Consider the following 20,278-nt stretch of genomic DNA (forward strand, 5'->3'; position numbering starts at 1 on the left):
CGCCAAAACCAAAAAAACTACAAATCAAGTCCAAATGACTCACGGTGGTAATGCAAAATCCTACATCGGAGATAACGAAAATCAATCCAAGATTTAATCGAAACAATCTGTCAAAAGCCTTTCCAACCGCGCCATCTGTTTCGCCGAATATTCCTCAAAACCTTTCGGGTCAAAAAACTATTTTACGATCGGTTTCCTCGCCAGCGTCTCGCGCAAATTCCGAAAACCGCGATTTGTCTTTCGCCGATGCGCTTCACATGACTTGTTTCACATCGATTTTTGATCGGACAGGATTCAAGTGAAACACGGCTTTTCCATTAAGCAACTTGAACCTGACTTCGGTTTCAAAAGGTCCCGCGTCACTTTTCGGATCGGTTTTCCGAATGGCTTTCGATGCCAGTGTCGGCGAGAGAAAATAGCTGTTTCCGCACCACGGAAAAGTCCAATATTCAATCGGTTTCCATTGGCCGTTTTCGTCTTTGGCTTCCCCGATCAGAACCAAATGCCAATCTTCTTTGGCGATTTGCAGGCTGTCTTTTAGACTTATTCGAAGATAATCGAGAAATTCGCTTGGCCTGTCAAGTCCGCGTAGACCCCGATTTTTGTGTTATTTTGCGTCGAATTTTGCCGAAAATTCCGCATCGGACATAAAATACCAATCGATTTTGTTGCCGTTGCCTGGAATTTCCGGACTCGATGCATTTGCCTAAATATGCAGTAATGCAATGAGTATCGTTTCAAAATTCGTCTTTAATCAACGCACGACTTCTACCCACATTCCTTTGTTGCGAGCCAGAAAATCGTTGTCGTACATCGCCTCACATTGCAATCCGGGCAAATAGTAAGTGCCCAAATAAGAAGCGTTCACGAGCATGCTGAACTTCTTGCTTTCGCCTGCGCGGATGCCGAAATAATAGTTGGCCCGATCGTCGCGAATGTCGATGTAGTCGGCGGTGTTTTGCGTCGCGTCGCCATAATCGGTGTAGCGCGTGTTCACAATCTCAAATCCCGACGGCAAGATCTGCGTCAGCGCCAGATTGCTCACGTATTCGTTTTTGAGGTTCGTGACCCAAATCTCGGCGATGAATTCCGTGCCTTGCTTTATTTTGGCGACGTTCACGATATTTCCTTTCCGATCTTTGAAAATGGTCGTGACCTTGAGATTGCGTTGTTCTGCCAATTCCTGTCCTACAGGTAAAATCCCGCTGTTCAAAACCCGAACATAAACCGTATTGTTTTTCAGATTTTTGAGCGTGACCGAATTCTTGCCAGGTTTGGCAACCAAATTGCGTCCGGCGAACGATTTTGCCGTTTTCACCGAAACCTCTTTCCCGTTTTCCGAATAAGCGACCTCGAGTCCGCCGCCGCCGTTTGAAGCCGCGAACTGACTCATCGCATACAAGGCGTAGGCGGTCGTTTGCGTGCTCATCCATTGGCTGGACGACATGTCTTTTGCGAGTTTGTTCGCGGTCGTGAACGCAAGTTTCTTCTGTCCGAGCAAAACCAAAGTTTCCAATGCCATCGCGCGGTTTCTGTCGGCCGATCCGTAGGAATAGAAATAGTAACGCTCGTCGAATTCATCCACTTTCGATTTGGCGAGCAAGGCCAATCCCGCGGCGTTTTGTTTCGCGATCGCGTATGCCGAGGCGAGTCTGAGTTTGCTTTCGTTCGAAATTCCGGCGGTTTCACGCAATCTGTTCATCGACGCCAAATCGGATGAACCGGCCAAAGCCAATGTGTAAAGGCGATAAGCTTGTGCAAGATCGTTTCCGTATTGCGGCTCGAAACGCCAGTTTTTGGCTGTCCGTTGCTGATACGACAACCATTTTTGCTTGAATCCGACAGGTAAAACATAGCCTTTTTTCTCGGCTTCGATCATAAAATGTCCGGCGTAAGACGTTCCCCAATCGTCGGCATAAGTCATTCCCGGCCAATAGACGATTCCGCCAGAAGCGAGTTGGAAAGTGTTCAGACGTTGAATTCCGGCCTGTACATTTCGTTGGATGCTTTGTTTCCGACTCGTCTCAATATCCATGATGTCGGCCAGATAAAGTTGAGGGAAAACGGCCGAAGTTGTCTGTTCGACGCATCCGTGAGGGTAATCGATCAGGTATTTCAGACGTCGGTTCAAATCGATGGTCGGAACCGAGGAAACTTCTAGCGCGGCCTTGATGCTCGAACGTTCGCCAAAGCTGTTCCAGGCGATGGTTTTCGTGCTGTTCGGCTCCAGAATGATATCGGAATAAGTGTTCGTGACAGGATTCGGATTCATCACATCGATCTCGACCTCATACGTCGATTTTTCGTTGCCCGATGTCGCGATCACTTCGACTTTTCCGATGCCCGTCGCGCTGTTGACGGCCAACGAGAAATACGCCATTTTTTCATCTGGACGTTCAAAAGTCACGGTTTGCGCGGCATTTCCGACGACTCTGATGTTGTTGCTTGTCTTGATCTGGACTTTTACGTTCTTGATATTTTCCTTCATCGAGAAAATCGTCACGGGAAGCGTCACTTTTTCAGCTGGCGTGATCTTGCGCGGAAGCGAGGCCAAAACCATTAAAGGACTGCGAACCGGAGTCGTCTTTTCGACCGATCCGTAAGCGTTCGTATTGGCATTCGCCGCCACAACCATCGTCCGAACCGAACCGATGTAGCGCGGCAATGTGATCTTGTGCGATTTGGTCTCGCCCGACTCGAGTTTGAACGGTCCGAGATACATGACGACCGGCTTGAACCTGTTCGCCTTTTTGGCTTTTCCGCCTCCGAGCGCCGCATCGCCACCAATCCCGAAAACCTGGTTGATCTTTCCGCCGTAAGCGCCAATCACGTCGTCGTAAATGTCCCAAGTTCTTACACCCAAAGCTTCTTTTACGTAGAATGAATCCCAGGCGTTCGGTGTTTTGAAACGCGTCAGATCGAGCAAACCTTCGTCTACGACCGCGATCGTGTAAGACATGGCGCGTCCGTTTTTCTCGCTGACTTGCAAAGTTGTAGTTTGCGCCGGTTTGAGTTCTGACGGCATGACGAGTTGTGGCTCGAGAATCGTGTTTTTGTCGACAACTTCTATCGGAACGACTCCGTAAAGTCGAATAGGCGAATCGTTTTTCGTATTGGCGTGCGGTTGCAAAAGCGTGATGTTCACGTAGACGTTTGGCGCCATTACGGATTCTATCGGCAATTCGACCTGTGTTTCGCCTTTTTGGGTTTTCGCCCACATCGTTTTAAGTACTTTCGTTCCGTTTTCTATTGAGATCAAAGCGCGTCCGCCTTCGCTCGACGGAAAGAAAATCTTGGCTTTTTCTCCTACGGCATATTTCTTTTTGTCGGTGGAAAACATTAGGATCGACGCGGCATTTCCGTCCATTTGGCGTGTTCTTCCTGACCACGACGGCCAATCGATGAACACGGTTTGCGCTGCCGAATGTCCGCCATAAACATCAGAAACCCGAATCAGGTAGCGACCCCAATCGTCTTGGGCGACGTTGAGATTGATACTTGCTTTTCCCGTAGAATTTGTCGCGACTTTGAACTCTTTGTAAGGCGTGACGGACGTTCCCGAACTATAGCGCGAAAGGTTGTCCGAAGATGCGTCCCACCACCAACGCGATTCGAGTCTGTAGACTTTTACGTCCAAAGTGGTATTCGACGAAGGTTTTCCGTTTTCGTTTACCGAAACCAGGTCGAAGCGATTCGGCTTTCCGGTTTCGAGCATTCCGTAGCGATTGCCTTCCGGCGTGGCGATTCCGACGTAATTCTGATAAGGCGAATAATCGACGGCACTTACATCTGTGCTCACGTCGCCACCGGCTTCGTAGACTTTTGTGATGAATGCCGCGCGCAACATTCCCGGTGCCTGATAGCTCAAATTCGGATTGATCTTGTAAGTCGCATTTCCGTTTTCGTCGACTTTTCCGGAGAACAAATTGATTTCCTCGTCGTAAAAATGCCGCGTCGGATCGTCAAAATCGTATTTGTCGAAATCTTTGAAAGACGTCGGTTGTTGGGAAATCTTCATCTGGACTTCGGTTTTGAGATCTTTCGCGATCGCGCCGTGAAGCCAGGTCGCCTGGATCGTGTTGGTGTTTTCGCGCGAAGCCGACAGGAAAGTGCCGTTGAAACTGTTCTTGATCTTGAGTCGGTTTGGCTTGATGGTTTCGACCTTGAGATTTTTGTAGAATTTCGCGCCTCCGACTGAAACGATCGCTTCCCAACTTCCGGTTGGCGCGTCCACAGCCGTCGGAACGATGAATTTGTAGTGATTCAGATGGTTGACCGATTGCACACTTTGGAAGGTGACTTTCCCGCGAGCATCGGTAACCTTGATTTTCACCGGATGGTTTTCGGGCAATTTGTTGGCGTTGTCATTCAAGATAAACGACAGATAAATATTGTCACCCGGACGCCAAACGCCGCGTTCTCCGTAAATGAAACCTTTGAGGCCTTTTTGCAACGTCTCGCCCGAAACGTCAAAGTTGCTCACGGAAAGCGACAATTCGTCGTCGAGCTTGAGGTAAGTCGTCTGATTTTCTTTTGAAACGATCGCGAAATAGGCGAATTTGTTGGGTTTGAACGTGACGGTTCCGTCGGTTCCGGTCGCTCCGGATGCAATTTTTTGCTGTTGGTAATTATACAGATCGACTTTTGCGCCCATGATTGGTTCGGTCGTCAAAATATTGTTTACCGCAAGCACGTACGATTTGTCGAGGCCGCGTTTTGCGATGACTCCGATGTCTGAAGCCAGCAAATTCGTGGCCGTTCTGCTTCGGTAGTAATAATAGTCGGAACAAGCATCGGCATCTGATTGCCAATCGTAATCTTCCTCATAATAGTAGTCGTCGTACGAGTTTCCGCTGTAATTCACGTCATCCTCGTTTTCTTCGTCCTCTTCCGAATTTTCATCCGTAAAAAGTCCGGCGCATTTGTAAAGCGAATATTTCTTTTTAAAACTGAATTCCACGCGATAGATTGCGCCCGGTTCGACACTGATGATTTTCGACAGATCGAGTGCGTAAGAATTCCATTTATGGTAATTCAGGATCGTATTTTGCTTGAGCGTAATCGTCTTTTTGGCGATTGGTTGGGCAACTTGTTTCAGGTTTCTCGAGCCGTTGAGCTTGTTGTCCTGAAGAAATTGCATGATGTTATTTTTGTAAATTTTGTAGATTTTGACGTCGACCTGTTTCAGGCTCGCAGCCTCGAAATTCAATTTCAGATTCGTCGAACTCGGAAGCAATGTGCCGCTTTTCACGAGTCTCACCGCGGGTTTTATCTGATCGAAAAGCAATTTTTGAGAATAACTTTTCTTCATTTTCATGCCGTCGCTGTTGCGGATGCCTTCAAAAACCTCGACGAGTTTCTCAAGACTGTCAGACTGTGGCGTCGAGCCGTAATCGTATTCATTCGCCGGAGCAGCGGTTTGCACATTTTCGAAGAACACTTTCAGAACGTTTCCTTGGGTCGTAAACCTGATATTTTGCGTGTTTTGGATGGAAACCAAGCCCGCAAAATCCTGGTCTTTGTCCAAAGGATCGGAAAAATTGATGTTGAGCGATTGGTTGTTTTCATCTCCGACCTCAATCGTGAGCACCTTGAAATTGTTCTTGCCAGAAATCGGATAAGTCAGCGTGCCTTTTCTTTCGATGTCAAGCGCGTCTCCGTCCCACGAAATCTCGATTTGACCGTCGTCTTCCGGACGCGCGATGCTGTCGACCACGAACTTGAATTCGGTTGAAGTGCTTTTGTTTTTGTCGAATTTCACCTTGAGAGGTTTTCCGTTCTGACGTGCGGTCACGAGCTTTTGTGCATCGGCGAAAGCCAAACCGTCGGCAGATTTCAAGGTTGCATTCAAGTACTGGAAGTCTTTCGAATACGACTGCAAATCATCGGCGTTGACCACAAAATCCTGCTTGATCGTCTTGACCGTGAACTTGAATTCCGACTGTTCTTTGGGTGTTTTGATAATCTCGCCAAGCTTGAATTTGATGTGATAGACCGTGTTCGGATCAAGTTTTTCCTTCGGAACGAAAGCAATCGTGTTGGGCGAAAGTGCGGTGACTTTTCCCGAAACCGATGGGGAAATGTCGAACAAATCTGTATCGAGTTCATCGCCCGCAGTCCATTCTTTTTTGGAGAAGGCGAGTTGGACGCGAACGTCAGAGCTCACGGATACGATTCCCGAGGTATAACCCGAGACGAATTCCTTGAAAAGTTCTGGATTGGAGTTGAAATCTTCGGCAGATTTTTTGGAGCAGGAGCACGCGACGAGGAGCGCGCACAGGAAACCGAGGAATTTTCCGGCTTTCATGGTGTTTTGAGGAGTTAGGTTGTTGTATTTTATTGGTTTAGGCAACTATCGGCATAACACAAAAGCAATCCGTTTTATTATCTTAAAGTACGGATATTTTTTCCAACGTTTTCGGAATTTTTATAACGGCCTTCATTTACGGCGTTCGCGGAAGAATCTCAGCATCAGATCGGCACATTCGTTTGCCATTACGCCTTGTACTACTTGGGTTTTCGGATGTAGTTTCGTGCCCATTGTCATAAATCCGCGTTGGTCGTCTCGCGCACCAAATACGATTTTTGTTATTTGGCTCCAATACAACGCGCCTGCGCACATTTGGCAAGGTTCCAAAGTGACGTATAGCGTGCAGTCTTTGAGGTATTTTCCGCCCAAGAAGTTTGCAGCGGACGTTATCGCCTGCATTTCGGCGTGAGCGGTCACATCGTTCAGTAGTTCAGTGAGATTGTGGGTTCGCGCGATTACTCGATCGTTCACTACAATTACCGCACCGACTGGAATTTCGCCTTTTTCAAAAGCGAGTTCAGCTTCTTGGTAGGCTTTTTTCATGTAGTAGTCGTCGGTGAAGATGTTTTCCATTTTGCAAAAATACGATTTGGTTGATGAGATTCTGTCAGATTTAGCTCTGACTTTTTGTTGCGGAAAAAAAGGGATTCGAGCCCTTGGGTCAATTTTGTTTCACGCTTTTAGAGATTTTTAGGTTAGGGATTGGAATGTTTCGCCTTGCGGATTTGAAATGGCGTGAAATTCTTATTCCAGATTTTTTACTTTCTCAGATTTAACAATTTTTACAGAAAATCTGTAATGGAATGAGCTTGGCAAATTCGAACTTTGCAAGACCTAACAGATTTTTAAATCTGTTAGGTCTTGCAAGATGCGCGAAAACCGCCATTGCGAAAACCGCAACTCCAGAAAGAAAGCCGCTGGCCATTTTGAAATCCTCGCAATTAATTTTAGGTCTGATATCGATTCCCGATTCGTTGAGTGCTTTTTCGCAGGATCTGTTCGGATGGCGAAATCAGGTTAAATCCGCAATTTTGGGATTGACCTTTTTTACACCTTCATTTAACAATTTTTACAGAAAATCTGTAATGAGTTGCGGGTGCGAAATCCGAACTTTGTAAGACCTAACAGACTTGTAAGTCTGTTAGGTCTTACAGATCGCCCAGAAAAATGGCAATTTCCCCGCCATAAACTCATTAACACTCTCCAATTATCAAAAAAGAATAAGTCGAAAGGGTAGGATAACGCAAAAAGATTGACTGAGAATCATAGATACGAATTTCAACCAATTCTGCGTTGGCATTTTACCTAACTCATTCAAAATATGCAAAAGCGCCAAAATCTTTCGATTCCAAAACCTTGTCACGAAAACTGGGATGCGATGTCTGCTTCTCCAAGCGGAAAGTTTTGCGCGAGCTGCGCCAAAAATGTGATAGACTTTGCCCAAAAATCGGAAAAGGAAATTCTCGAATTACTCAACAAATCGAACGGAGAAGTTTGCGGACGTTTCAAAAAAAGTCAAATTGATGGCTTGAGAGTCGAGATTCCGGAAAGTGTTTTTTACACAAAAATGCCGTTTCAGCGTGCGTTTTTGCTTGTTCTTTTCACCACGATGGGCGCTATGCTTTTTAGTTGTTCGGACGACGAAGGAAATGTCCAAAGCATCGATTCGGTAGAAGTTGTAGAGCGCGAATCCGACCAATGGATCGTTATGGGCGCGGTGAGCTTTGACAGGGAATTGCCTCGGGAAGACATCCACGACAACATTACGACGCCATCGTTTTTACATCAAATAAAGAATTCTCCATTTTTCGAGCAAGAAGTAACTTTGCGTGACACTTCGCAAATTCCGGTTTCTTCCGCGGATATCTTTGCTGTCGATACGCTCGCGCGTCCAAGCGAATAAGTTTCCAAAGTCGTACCTTTGGCCACGTTATGGGCTCACTTTTGTCAAACATCCAATTTCCAGCCGATTTGCGGAAACTTTCGCCTGAACAACTTCCGGCTTTGGCAATCGAACTGCGCGATTTTATAATCGACGTGGTCTCGAAAAAAGAAGGACATTTGGGTGCGAGCCTGGGCGTTATCGAACTTACGATTGCCTTGCATTACATTTTCGACACGCCGAATGATTTGCTTATTTGGGATGTCGGACATCAGGCTTACGGACACAAAATCCTCACCGGGCGAAAAGATATTTTCCACACAAATCGTCAATACGACGGAATTTCGGGATTTCCGAAGCGCAGCGAAAGCGAATACGACACATTCGGAACCGGACATTCCTCGACCTCGATTTCGGCCGCTTTGGGTATGGCGATCGCCTCCAAACTTCAGGGGAATCTCGAAAAACAACACATTGCCGTTATCGGAGATGCTTCGATCGCGTCGGGAATGGCTTTCGAAGGCCTGAATCACGCCGGCGTTACAGATGCGAATCTGCTGGTAATCCTGAACGACAATGCGATCGGGATCGATCCTAGTGTAGGCGCGCTCAAGGACTATCTGACAGCTGTCAAACTGGGTCGGAATCCAAAGGCGAACAACATGATCAAATCGCTTAACTTCGATTATTCGGGTCCGATTGACGGCCATGATTTGCCTGCTTTGTTGTCTGAATTGAAACGTCTGAAAAATAAAAAAGGGCCGAAATTCCTGCACATCATCACAACTAAAGGGAAGGGAATGGCGTTGGCCGAAGAACATCAGGTGAAATATCACGCGCCTGGCAAATTTGACAAGACGACTGGCGAAATCATTGCCAAATCTGAGGAAAATCTGCCTCCGAAGTTCCAGGATGTTTTTGGAAAGACAATCCTCGAATTGGCGCAACAGAATCCAAAGATCATCGGAATAACACCAGCAATGCCAACCGGAAGTTCGCTGAAATTCATGATGGACGAAATGCCCGAAAGAGCGATCGACGTTGGGATTGCCGAGCAACACGCGGTGACTTTGGCCGCCGGAATGGCAACACAAGGCATGACGGTTTTCTGCAATATTTACTCGACTTTTCTGCAACGCGCCTACGATCAGGTCATACACGACGTGGCTTTGCAGGATTTGCCGGTGATTTTCTGTCTAGACCGCGCCGGATTGGTCGGTGAAGATGGAGCGACACACCACGGTGTTTTCGACATCGCGTTTTTGCGCTGCATTCCGAATTTGATCTTGTATTCGCCCTTGGATGAAGTCGAACTTCGGAATATGCTTTACACGAGTTCGCTCGGTTTGGATCATCCGGTTGCGATTCGCTATCCGAGAGGTCGCGGCGTCGTCGTGAATTGGGAGAATCCGTTTAAAAAAATCGAGATCGGAAAGGCCAAACTGCTTCGGAAAGGAAAATCTGTCGCGGTTTTGTCGAATGGATTTATCGGACAAAACGCTATCTCGGCCTTGGACAATCTATCCGACGCATCGAAATTTTCGCATTACGATTTTTCGTTCGTAAAACCTTTGGACGAAACGGCGCTTCACGAGATTTTTGCGTCGCACGAAGCCATTGTGACGATTGAAGAAGGCGTGATTTCCGGCGGATTCGGCAGCGCTGTCGCGGAATTTGCATCGGTACACGATTATTCACTCCCAATCAAGTTTCTCGGACTTCCAGATGCATTCATCGAGCACGGATCGGTCGCACATTTGCAACAAATTGTCGGTTTGGACGTTAAAAACCTCGAAATAATTTTCGGAAACTACTGAAATTGCGGACTTTTGCAACTTCAAAAAAACGACGTACAATGAAATTACTCCGAACGTTCGGCTTGCTGCTTTTTATCGGCGGCGTCGGCTATTCGCAGGACATCAAGCCAATCGAAATCGATTCGACTTCGCATTGGGAAAGCAAGAACACGTTGAGTTTCGATTTGAGTGAGATCGCGTTCGTGAACTGGAATGCCGGCGGTGTGAGCTCGGTTTCGGGTTTGGCGAAGGGCATTTTCTTCCGCAAATACGAAAAAGAGCAGCTAAAGTGGAGCAGCGAACTCATCTTGCGCTACGGAATGAACAAACAGGACGGCATCGAATGGCGAAAAACCGACGACGCGCTCCAATTCAATTCGACGTTCGGTTACAGAACCGATACGATCTCGCATTGGTATTATTCGGCCAAACTCAACTTCAACACGCAATTCACGAGCGGTTATAACTATCCGAACACGACTTTGCCTATTTCGCGTCCGTTTGCTCCGGCTTATACTTTTCTCGGTGTCGGTGCCGAATATTCGAACAAACCCAAAAAAGTGAATTTCTACCTGTCGCCATTAACGTTGAAAAATACTTTGGTTCTGGATCAGCGATTGGCCAATCAAGGTGCGTTTGGTGTCACGAAAGCGGTCTACGATCCGGTCACGGGCGAGATTCTCAAAAGAGGAAGCCAGTCGCGCACCGAACTCGGTATTTTGGTCACCGGGCATCACAAACACGAACTCTGGAAAAACATTACGCTCGAGGACAGATTGAGTTTGTACACAGATTACCTGAACAAATTCGGAAACGTCGATATCGATTGGCAAATGCAGATGGATTTCGTCGTGAACGAATACGTGAAAGCGAGCATAGGAACGAATATCATTTACGACGACGATATTAAGGCGAAAGAGGAACGCGGCGGCGAGCAAATCACTGTCGGGCCAAAAGTGCAGCTCAAGCAGATTCTTGGGATTGGAGTCGTTTACAATTTCAAATGATTTGATTTTATCCGAAAAAATAGAAAACCCGGTCGTTTTGATCGGGTTTTTTTTGTTAGGCGGTTAAGCCGATGTGAAGCTGTGTTGGCGGAATTGGATTTCGGTTTTATCCGAGGCATTTCGGATAATATAGTGCTAGGTGATTTATGCTGAAGTCCATCGGATAAAAAGATGATTCAACGCTGTCGGATACAAATCGGATAAAAAAAAGCCCAATCGCAATGATCGGGCTTTTTCGTTTTTAGGGTTGAACTTGTTTAGTTCAGGATGAGTTTCTTCGAGAACGTGAAGCTTTCGCCGTTCACTTTCAACACATACATTCCCGTTTGCAGGTTGTGCAGGTTCAAGGTCGTCTCTACGTTGAAATCGATGTTCGGATTCTGGAAAACCACGCGTCCGTTGATGTCGACAACTCGTACGCCAAGTTTTCCTGTGTAATTTCCGATTCTCACATTAACCGTTCCTTTTGACGGGTTCGGGTAAACGCGGAACATGTCTTCGTTGAACTCTGTAGCTCCAAGTTGGCAAGCCGCCGGTTTGCTGAAATCCTGCACTTGGTCTGTTGCGCTGTTGCGTCCGCCAGACGATGCGTTTACACCCAATCCGCGTCTTGCGAACACATTCCAGATCGTGCAATAGTCGTTTCCGCCAGTCGTTGCATTGTCGGCAGCGATCAACGCGTCGCGATATTCTACGAACGTCGGACTACAAGGCTGAAGTTTCAAGGCGTCGATCACTAATCTCATGACTTTGTTGTTTCCGCCTGTTCCTGAGAAAACGTTCGCGTCGTGACCGTATTTGTCGATGTAAGCCCACGTCAAGTCCCAAAGTACGGCTGCCATGAATTCGCCTCTGTCGTGAGTGATCGTCGTATTTGTGTTGATAAATGTAAGCGGATTGACGCTCATGTCAGTCGAGTACGGATACGTTCTGATTCCGCCTCCGTTCAACGGTTGGCTCGATGAGAATGCGGCAATTCCATGTGGCGTCGTTCCTACGTCTCCAACTTTTAGTTGCATCATCAAAGCGAACCAGTCAGACCAGCCTTCTCCGGCTTGTTCTGCGTTGTCGAGACATCCGGCGTTTGTTGGACCGCCTGTAAGACGCCCTGAAATTCCGTGTCCGTATTCGTGTGCTACGATGCAGTTGTCGAGGTCACCGTCGGCATTTACGAAACCTGAGCTTTGCAATTGCGCTGCTACAGGTCCATTTGCCATTTGTGCGATGATTGCCTCACCGTCTTCCTGACTGATCGCTACAGCAGGAATAGTTATGCTTGCATCGGCTCCGGCCATACCGATATAGCCAGGCTCGTTGTTCACGACGATTACCGCCGTCGCTCCCGCATTTTGGGCGAAAAGCACTTTTTCGACGAACGTACAAGTTCCTCTTCTTACCACAGTTATGTGTCCGGCGATTGCGGCAGCGTTTATCGGCGCTGAACAAGCATCTGAAGTATCAGGCGAACCGTCGTTGAAAAGCACTAAATCGGATTGGATGATATTTGGCGTAACAGGAACGTTGACGTGTCCAGGGTTGAAGCTGTTATCGACCATGGCGATAGATCCGGCGATTGATGCAGGCGAATTGATCGTGAATGGCGATGGTGTCACGTTCCACAAATACATCTGCATACGCGGACGAACACCGTCCTGAGGCGAAGAAAAGTTCGCGTTGTTCAAGTTTGGAGTAGTAAGCGCCGCACCGTCTTGCGCATCGGCTTGGACTGCGTCACCTTGAAAAGTAACGACACCGCCGCGTCCGTAGTTGTTTTGCTGGAAGTTTCCGTTCGCTTCGTTGAATCCGTATCGATACCAAACGTCGTGCATGGCATTGTTCATGTAGAACAAATTCGTGATTGCAGCGTCGAGGTAAGTGCTGGCTGCTACGTTCGTTCCTCCGTAAGGAAAATCAAACAATAGCGATGCACCTCCGGTTGGATAATATCCCGTTCCGTTGTTGCCGTCGCGATCTTCGCACGCAAAGACGTTGTTTCCTCTCGTGTAAGTGAATTCTGCGCCCGTTGCGCCATTCGTGTCGTGCCAGCCCCAAGGCGATGCGGTCAAATCTTCGGGATTCGAAATCAACTGGCGCGGTCCGTGTGCGGGACTTTCGATGTTGAAAGGCACGACGCGGTAAGTACCCGCCATGGTTTCCATGAACGATTCCGGTTTGTAGATGTCTTTTGCAAAAGCGTACTCCGGTTTCGAGGTGTGGGCCGCGTGGGCTTCCTTCGACTCGAAAGAACACGAAATCACTCGGTCGTTCTGCTCGAGAAGTTCTCCCGAGATCGCGTCGATTCTCACGCTCCAAAGGTGAAGGTGCTTTGGCACGTCAATCTCGAAATCCCAAGCCAGGCGCAAGTTTCCGTCCTGCATTTGCTGGTAGACGAGTTCGGCGTGGATAGGATCGAGGCTTCCGTTGGAAATCACGTAGTTTTTGTTGGAAATCGTTTCGGAAATCGAAAAATTCTGATTTTCCAGATGCAAAGCTCCAATTGCCTGCCCAAGTGCTTGCAAAACAGAAAGTTGCGGATTGGAAGCATTCGTTTTCAAAGAAGCGTTCGGAACGAATTGGTCGCCTATGTTGACAACTTGCCCGTTTTTGATCCAAACGTTCGACACGGCGCGAAAAACCTCGGTTCCGTTGACGCGTTGTTTGATAAAATAGTTGTCGATTTTGGTGCTTTCAGAGTTGAGCGTGCTTTCGACGAACCAATCGGAAACGTCGGCCTGGCTCAAACCAAGCTTTGATTTGTTGGCATCGAGGTAAGTCTGGATTCTCTGTTCGGCGCTTTGCGAAATGCCTAGCAACGGGACGAGAAAAAACAGTGCGGAAGTAATTTTTTTCATCGATTCAAGTTGGGTTTAGTACAGTTTTCGCAAACTTAACCTTTTTATAACCACAATTGCAATTCGGTTGAAAAAAACCTAAGGAATTAACAATTTTACGACGTAACTATTCGATTGTAGATGAGCGCTTTTCCATCGGTCAACATAGACACGAAATGACAAATGTGCAGCAAGCGTTCGTAAAGTGTCTCTTTTTCTACCGCGTGTTTTTCGGGTAAAACTTTGAGTAGCAAATTGTCGTAATTGGTCGCCTTTCCGTCAAATTTGTTGTTGTAAGCGGTGATGAATCGGTCTAAAAGATTGTTGATGACTTGATAGCCGGTGAGTTCTTTCTCAATGACTTCGCGGCTTTGGTAGATATTTTTGACCGACAATTTGATAATGTCGTCCATTTGCGCCTTGTACTTGCTTTTGTCCATTAGCGCAAAGTGGAATTTTCCTGCCAAAATCAAATCTTCGTTTTCCATGAAGATTCTTACGGCGTCGTTGATCAAACTTCCGATAGCAAGCGCCCGCAAGTAACTCAAGCGATCTTCCTTGGTTTGCTGTTCGTTGTATTTGTTGAGGTTGATGCTGTCCTGAACCAGTTTTATCAGGTATTCCAAGGCGTAGTCTTCTGAAATCAGCCCGAGGTTTATTCCGTCTTCGAAATCGATTATCGTGTAACAGATGTCGTCGGCGGCTTCGACCAAAAACGCAAGCGGATGCCTTTCGTAGCCGATGTCGTTTCCGGATTTGTTCGGAATCAGTCCAAGGTCAGATGCTACGTCCTTGAAGAACGATTTGTCAGCCTGGAAAAAGCCGTATTTTTTATCGGAAATGTTTGCCGTCGGTTTCTTCGGAAGGCTTTCTTTCGGATATTTCATGAACGCACCCAAAGTCGCATAGGAAATTCTGAGTCCGCCTTCGTTTCCCGGACGCGATCCGGCGAGAACCGAAAATCCGTTGGCATTTCCCTCGAAATCGATCAGGTCTTGCCATTCCTTTTCGGACAAATGCTGTTGGAATTGTGCACCTTTTCCGCTTTTGAAATATTCTCCGATAGCTTTCTCACCCGAATGCCCAAACGGCGGATTCCCGATGTCGTGCGCCAAAGCGGCCGCGGCAACGATCGCGCCAAAGTCGTTCATGTGGAATCCGTGGGCTTCACTCAGCTGCGGGTATTTTTCGATGATCTGTTTTCCGGCCAAACGTCCAAGCGAGCGTCCGACGACCGAAACCTCAAGGGAATGCGTGAGTCGCGTGTGCACGAAATCTGTCTTCGACAACGGAATCACTTGGGTTTTATCCTGCAAACTCCTGAACGCCGACGAAAAGATGATGCGGTCGTAATCGACTTCAAAACCCAATCTAGTATCGGCTTCTTCCTTGCGTAAACGCTTGTTCTTGTCTCCTTGCTTTTTGAGGGAAAGCAGTTGTTCCCAGTGCATCATCGGTTCAATGTTCGTTATTCGGTATTCAACGTTCGTTGTTAAAATCACTTCTTGTCGTTGGCCAAAAAGAAGTTTCGCGATTTCATTGGATATTTCTCGTTCGAGGCGTTGCTCGGGTTCGCGATCACGGTCTTGAGATTGACTTCGTCTCCCACCTTGAAATCGCCCGATTCGGTGTATTGGTAATCGAGCAGATATTTTCCACAGAAGTAATTCCCGTTTTCGTCTTTTTCTATTTTTCCGGTGAAAACACCTTTTTTCTCTTTTGTCATTTTAGATGATTTGGCTGTCGCTTCCGATTTCGTCCAGCTCGACGACTTCGTTCTTGCGCATGATGTAAATGTGTTTTTTGACTACGTAAGTTTTGGAGATGCTGTCGTGCCAGCCACGATCTCCAAAGAAACTGAAATATTCGAACGGAATAAGTCGGCAGGCGGTTCTGATGAGCGCCGTTTTTGCATCTGGTTTTTCGCCGAATTCGGTCACGACGATCGTCCCGGTAATGAATTTCGCCAAAGTGCGTCCGGTAAAGGCTTCGAAGGCGAAGTAATAGAAAAGGTAGAGGAAAATACTGATTAGGTTGAGCGATAAAGGTTCGCTGGTCAGCCAAACTCCAAAACTTTGGTTTCCGAGTAGCAAGGCAATGACCATTCCAACTATCATCAAAACAAAGATGATAGCTAAAAAAGCGAGGTAATCTACGATCAGATGGGTGAAACGTATGCCTTTCGAGGCTTCCATTTCCGGTGTGATTTCAAATGGTTTCATGGTGTTATTATTCGATGTTTTGTCCTATTTCTTCTAATTCCGATTCCTGAACGACCTGAAACTCATAAGCCGATATTTTCACGACTCTTGTGTTTGAGATCGTATCGTGCCAACCCACGCCCGAACCCAGAAAACTGAAAGCGTCGAAAGGAATCAATCTGCACAAAGTCCTTATTGCGATGTGGCGCGTTGTGGGCTTGAGACCTTCGTCCGTGACGACCACTGTTGAAGTCGCGAATTTTCCGATCGTTCTTCCCAAAGTTGTTTCCATGATAAAATAATAAGCCATCGTGAAAACCAATCCGATAAGGAAATTCCGGATGATCATGGTATAAGGTTGGTCGTAATAAGTCTCGTCGGCCATATCGACGAAATAGGTCAAAAGGCCAAGAACCGTTGTTCCTATGAGATAATCGACAATCCTGTCAAGCAGATAATTGGCGAACCGAATTCCGGAAGAAGCCAAGATATCGTTGTGTAAATCTATCGGCGTTAAAGCGTATCGCATATCGGTTGGATTTTACCCACAATATAAAACATAAAAAGGAAGCCGAAACTTCCCTTTTACAGATTATCTAAAATTGGTTATGATCCGCACATTTCGCAGTCGTCCGGTTCGGCGTTGCGGGAACGCTCTACCATCGCGCGGAATTCTTCGGCTGAGATCGCATCGGCGTCGGCCTGGACTTCTACTGCAACTGGTTCGGCAATCGGTTCTGCTTTCTTGTCGTTGTTCAGCGTGAACTTGATCGCATCAACCGCAGATTTCGTTCTCAAATAATACATTCCGGTTTTCAAACCTGACTGCCAGGCGTAGAAGTGCATCGAGGTCAATTTTGCGTAAGTCGCGCCTTCCATGAACAGGTTCAAAGATTGCGATTGGTCGATGAAATAACCTCTCTGACGCGACATGTCAAGAATATCCTTCATTGACATTTCCCAAACGGTTTTGTACAATTCCTTAATTTCCTGCGGAATTCCGTCGATGTTTTGGACAGACCCGTTGTGGCGCATGATCTCCTGTTTCAACGTTTCGTTCCAGATGCCAAGTTCTACCAAGTCTTCGAGAAGGTGTTTGTTCACGACGATGAATTCGCCCGACAAAGTTCTTCTTGTGTAAATATTGGAAGTGTAAGGCTCGAAAGCTTCGTTGTTTCCTAAGATTTGTGAAGTGGATGCAGTTGGCATAGGCGCGACCAAAAGCGAGTTGCGAACGCCGTGCTCGAGCACTTCTTTTCTCAGTGAAGCCCAATCCCAACGACCCGATAGATCGCTGTCTTTCAAGCCCCAAAGGTTGTATTGGAATTCGCCTTGAGAGATTGGCGACCCTTCATAAGACGAGTATTTTCCTTCTTCTTTCGCCAATTCCATAGACGCCGTAACGGCTGCGAAATAAAGCGTTTCGAAAACTTCCTGATTCATTTGCTTGGCTTCGTCACTCGTAAACGGCATGCGCAATTTGATGAACGCATCGGCCAAACCTTGAACGCCCAATCCAACCGGACGGTGGCGCATGTTCGAGTTTTCGGCTTCGATCAAAGGATAATAGTTGCGATCGATCACCTTGTTGAGGTTGCGTGTGACGCGTTTTGTCACGTCATACAACTTTTGGTGATCGAATTTCCCGTTCTCGACGAACATCGGCAACGAGATCGATGCAAGGTTACAAACAGCGATTTCGTCGGGTGAAGTATACTCGATGATTTCCGTACACAAGTTGGACGAACGGATTGTTCCGAGGTTTTTCTGGTTCGATTTACGGTTCGCGGCATCTTTGTACAACATGTATGGCAAACCAGTCTCGATTTGCGACTCAAGGATTTTTTCCCAGATTTCACGCGCCTTGATGGTTTTTCTTCCGCGGTTTTCCGATTCGTATTTGAGGTACAAAGCGTCGAATTCCTCACTGTGCACATCGTACAAGCCCGGACATTCGTTCGGACACATCAACGTCCAATGTGCGTCGTCCTGAACGCGTTTCATGAACAAATCCGGCATCCACATGCCAAGGAACAAATCGCGTGTGCGCATTTCTTCTTTTCCGTGGTTTTTTCTCAGGTCGAGGAAGTCGAAGATATCGGCGTGCCAAGGCTCGATGTAAACCGCGAACGAACCTTTTCGCTTTCCGCCGCCTTGGTCAACGTAACGAGCCGTGTCGTTGTAAACGCGTAGCATCGGGACGATTCCGTTAGATGTTCCGTTTGTTCCGCGGATGTATGAACCCGTAGCGCGAACATTGTGGATAGAAAGTCCGATTCCGCCAGCCGATTGTGAAATCTTGGCCGTACTTTTCAAAGTGTCGTAAATCCCGTCGATCGAATCGTCTTTCATCGCCAATAGGAAACAAGACGACATTTGCGGTTTTGGCGTTCCGGCGTTGAAAAGCGTTGGAGTTGCGTGCGTGAAGAATTTCTTCGACATCAATTCGTAAGTCTCGATGGCCGACTCGATATCTTCCATGTGGATTCCCACGGAAACACGCATCAACATGTGTTGCGGACGCTCGACGATCTTTCCGTTGATTTTAAGCAAATACGAACGCTCGAGGGTTTTGAATCCGAAGTAATCGTAATTGAAATCGCGGTTGTAGATGATAGCCGAATCAAGTTTCTCCGAATTCGCGGTGATCACGTTGTAAACTTCGTCGCTCAACAAAGGTGCTTCCTGGCCGGTGCGAGGATTCACGTAATGATACATGTCGCTCATGGTCTCGCTGAACGACTTTTTTGTATTCTTATGTAGGTTGGAAACTGCGATACGAGCCGCGAGTTGGGCAAAATCAGGGTGACTTACAGTCATTGAAGCCGCTGTTTCGGCCGCAAGATTGTCGAGTTCAGATGTGGTTACTCCGTCATAAAGGCCTTCGATTACACGCATGGCCACTTTTACCGGATCTACCAGATCGTTTAGGCCGTAGCACAAAATTTTGATCCTGTCGGTGATCTTGTCGAACATTACCGGCTCTTTCTTGCCGTCTCTTTTTACTACAAACATAAGGTCACTCTTTAGAGATTAATGAAATGGTTTTGTTGCCGAAATGCGATTCCGGGTCATTCGGTACCGGACATTTCCGGGGCAATTGGCTTGGTTGTTTCCCAAGATTCGGGAATTCTGATTCTTTAGAAATCGGCGTCGAAGCTGATTTTTCCGGAATCTGTGTCGGTGTTCATCACGCCCGCTTTCTGGTACTCCGAAACGCGCTTCTCGAAGAAGTTCGTCTTGCCCTGAAGCGAGATCATGTCCATGAAATCGAACGGATTGGTCACGTTGTAAACGCGATCGCATCCAAGTTCGACAAGCAAACGGTCGGTTACGAACTCGAGGTATTGCGTCATCAGGTTCGCGTTCATTCCGATAAGACTTACCGGAAGCGACTCCGTGATGAATTCGCGCTCGATGGTCAAAGCGTCGACGATAATATCCTTGATGCGATTCTTCGGAACCTTATTCACCAAGTGATGGTTGTGCAAGTGGACGGCGAAATCACAGTGAACGCCTTCGTCTCTCGAAATCAATTCGTTTGAGAAAGTAAGTCCCGGCATCAAACCGCGTTTCTTGAGCCAGAAAATCGAACAGAACGCGCCCGAGAAGAAAATTCCTTCGACTGCGGCAAACGCGATCAGTCTTTCGGCGAATGAATCAGATTCGATCCAGCGCAACGCCCAATCTGCTTTTTTCTTGATGGCCGGAAATACGTCCAAAGCCGTGAAAAGCTGGTTTTTTTCCGCTTCGTCCTTCACGTAAGTGTCGATGAGAAGTGAATAAGTCTCGCTGTGGATGTTTTCCATCATGATCTGGAATCCGTAGAAAAACTTGGCTTCGGCATATTGCACTTCATTTACGAAGTTTTCTGCCAGGTTCTCGTTCACGATTCCGTCAGAAGCAGCGAAAAAAGCCAAAATGTGCTTGATGAAATATTTTTCGTCGGCACTCAATTTGTTGTTCCAGTCGTTCAAGTCCTGGTGCAGGTCGATTTCTTCCGCTGTCCAGAAACTCGCCTCCATTTTCTTGTACCATTCCCAAATATCGTGGTGTTTTATCGGGAAAATCACAAAGCGGTTTTTGTTTTCCTGGAGTATCGGTTCTATCGCTGCCATCGTTGTTTTTGTCTTAGAGATTTTAACAAAAATTTTTGTTTTTGTCGTGATTACAAAGATTGCCAATCGAGGCGGTTTAAAAAAGTCAAACTTTTCCACAATCGGACCTAGTTTTTAACAAATCTGTATCCGC

The 20,278-nt window shown here is 47.0% G+C and carries 12 protein-coding genes; 3 read left to right on the forward strand and 9 right to left on the reverse strand.

Annotated elements, in window-relative coordinates:
* Window positions 1-754: 754 nt before the first annotated feature.
* Both EOO49_RS00705 and EOO49_RS00710 read right to left on the reverse strand, forming a co-directional pair.
* Window positions 755-6,307 (reverse strand): MG2 domain-containing protein, encoded by a 5,553-nt coding sequence (locus tag EOO49_RS00705; RefSeq protein ID WP_290841955.1) that lies wholly within the window; start codon window positions 6,305-6,307, stop codon window positions 755-757.
* A 132-nt stretch (window positions 6,308-6,439) separates the two neighbouring features.
* The gene (locus EOO49_RS00710; RefSeq protein ID WP_290841956.1) at window positions 6,440-6,883 is read right to left on the reverse strand and encodes a nucleoside deaminase; all 444 of its coding nucleotides are present in this window, start codon (window positions 6,881-6,883) and stop codon (window positions 6,440-6,442) included.
* Window positions 6,884-7,631: 748 nt separating this feature from the next.
* Between EOO49_RS00710 and EOO49_RS00715 the strand changes: the two genes are divergently transcribed.
* The 3 genes from EOO49_RS00715 to EOO49_RS00725 are packed head-to-tail and all read left to right on the forward strand — an operon-like array spanning window position 7,632 to window position 10,995.
* A complete protein-coding gene (locus tag EOO49_RS00715; RefSeq protein WP_290841957.1) occupies window positions 7,632-8,213 on the forward strand; it encodes a hypothetical protein in 582 nt (193 codons plus the stop codon).
* Between the two features lie 29 nt (window positions 8,214-8,242).
* Window positions 8,243-10,009 (forward strand): 1-deoxy-D-xylulose-5-phosphate synthase, encoded by a 1,767-nt coding sequence (locus EOO49_RS00720; RefSeq protein WP_290841958.1) that lies wholly within the window; start codon window positions 8,243-8,245, stop codon window positions 10,007-10,009.
* 38 nt (window positions 10,010-10,047) lie between these two features.
* Entirely contained in the window at window positions 10,048-10,995 is a 948-nt protein-coding gene (locus tag EOO49_RS00725) for a DUF3078 domain-containing protein (RefSeq protein WP_290841959.1), read from the forward strand.
* Between the two features lie 257 nt (window positions 10,996-11,252).
* Here EOO49_RS00725 and EOO49_RS00730 read toward each other — a convergent pair whose 3' ends face one another.
* From EOO49_RS00730 to EOO49_RS00760, 7 genes are all read right to left on the reverse strand, one after another.
* Complete coding sequence (locus EOO49_RS00730; RefSeq protein WP_290841960.1) at window positions 11,253-13,847, reverse strand: T9SS-dependent M36 family metallopeptidase; 2,595 nt, start codon at window positions 13,845-13,847, stop codon at window positions 11,253-11,255.
* 95 nt (window positions 13,848-13,942) lie between these two features.
* Window positions 13,943-15,277: a dGTP triphosphohydrolase gene (dgt, locus tag EOO49_RS00735; RefSeq protein ID WP_290842047.1), complete on the reverse strand. Its 1,335-nt coding sequence runs from the start codon at window positions 15,275-15,277 to the stop codon at window positions 13,943-13,945.
* Between the two features lie 47 nt (window positions 15,278-15,324).
* Window positions 15,325-15,552, reverse strand: a complete 228-nt coding sequence (locus tag EOO49_RS00740; RefSeq protein ID WP_290841961.1) for a hypothetical protein — start codon at window positions 15,550-15,552, stop codon at window positions 15,325-15,327.
* Window position 15,553: 1 nt separating this feature from the next.
* Window positions 15,554-16,048, reverse strand: a complete 495-nt coding sequence (locus EOO49_RS00745; RefSeq protein WP_290841962.1) for an RDD family protein — start codon at window positions 16,046-16,048, stop codon at window positions 15,554-15,556.
* A gap of 7 nt (window positions 16,049-16,055) precedes the next feature.
* Window positions 16,056-16,556, reverse strand: a complete 501-nt coding sequence (locus EOO49_RS00750; protein ID WP_290841963.1) for an RDD family protein — start codon at window positions 16,554-16,556, stop codon at window positions 16,056-16,058.
* Between the two features lie 77 nt (window positions 16,557-16,633).
* On the reverse strand, window positions 16,634-19,042 hold the full coding sequence (locus EOO49_RS00755; RefSeq protein WP_290841964.1) for a ribonucleoside-diphosphate reductase subunit alpha: 2,409 nt from the start codon (window positions 19,040-19,042) through the stop codon (window positions 16,634-16,636).
* A 125-nt stretch (window positions 19,043-19,167) separates the two neighbouring features.
* Window positions 19,168-20,145 carry a ribonucleotide-diphosphate reductase subunit beta gene (locus EOO49_RS00760; RefSeq protein ID WP_290841965.1) on the reverse strand — a complete coding sequence of 326 codons (978 nt, stop codon included), beginning with the start codon at window positions 20,143-20,145 and terminating at the stop codon, window positions 19,168-19,170.
* Between the last annotated feature and the right edge of the window lie 133 nt (window positions 20,146-20,278).

This window comes from Flavobacterium sp. (assembly GCF_004295795.1).
In the GTDB taxonomy this organism is placed as follows: domain Bacteria; phylum Bacteroidota; class Bacteroidia; order Flavobacteriales; family Flavobacteriaceae; genus Flavobacterium.

What these genes read in the sequence shown, in the direction of transcription:
- dgt (WP_290842047.1), bottom strand. Translation starts at nt 15,277, where the DNA reads ATGCACTGGGAACAACTGCTTTCCCTCAAAAAGCAAGGAGACAAGAAC.
- EOO49_RS00750 (WP_290841963.1), bottom strand. Translation starts at nt 16,556, where the DNA reads ATGCGATACGCTTTAACGCCGATAGATTTACACAACGATATCTTGGCT.
- EOO49_RS00710 (WP_290841956.1), bottom strand. Translation starts at nt 6,883, where the DNA reads ATGGAAAACATCTTCACCGACGACTACTACATGAAAAAAGCCTACCAA.
- EOO49_RS00745 (WP_290841962.1), bottom strand. Translation starts at nt 16,048, where the DNA reads ATGAAACCATTTGAAATCACACCGGAAATGGAAGCCTCGAAAGGCATA.
- EOO49_RS00730 (WP_290841960.1), bottom strand. Translation starts at nt 13,847, where the DNA reads ATGAAAAAAATTACTTCCGCACTGTTTTTTCTCGTCCCGTTGCTAGGC.
- EOO49_RS00740 (WP_290841961.1), bottom strand. Translation starts at nt 15,552, where the DNA reads ATGACAAAAGAGAAAAAAGGTGTTTTCACCGGAAAAATAGAAAAAGAC.
- EOO49_RS00705 (WP_290841955.1), bottom strand. Translation starts at nt 6,307, where the DNA reads ATGAAAGCCGGAAAATTCCTCGGTTTCCTGTGCGCGCTCCTCGTCGCG.
- EOO49_RS00755 (WP_290841964.1), bottom strand. Translation starts at nt 19,042, where the DNA reads ATGTTTGTAGTAAAAAGAGACGGCAAGAAAGAGCCGGTAATGTTCGAC.
- EOO49_RS00720 (WP_290841958.1), top strand. Translation starts at nt 8,243, where the DNA reads ATGGGCTCACTTTTGTCAAACATCCAATTTCCAGCCGATTTGCGGAAA.
- EOO49_RS00725 (WP_290841959.1), top strand. Translation starts at nt 10,048, where the DNA reads ATGAAATTACTCCGAACGTTCGGCTTGCTGCTTTTTATCGGCGGCGTC.
- EOO49_RS00760 (WP_290841965.1), bottom strand. Translation starts at nt 20,145, where the DNA reads ATGGCAGCGATAGAACCGATACTCCAGGAAAACAAAAACCGCTTTGTG.
- EOO49_RS00715 (WP_290841957.1), top strand. Translation starts at nt 7,632, where the DNA reads ATGCAAAAGCGCCAAAATCTTTCGATTCCAAAACCTTGTCACGAAAAC.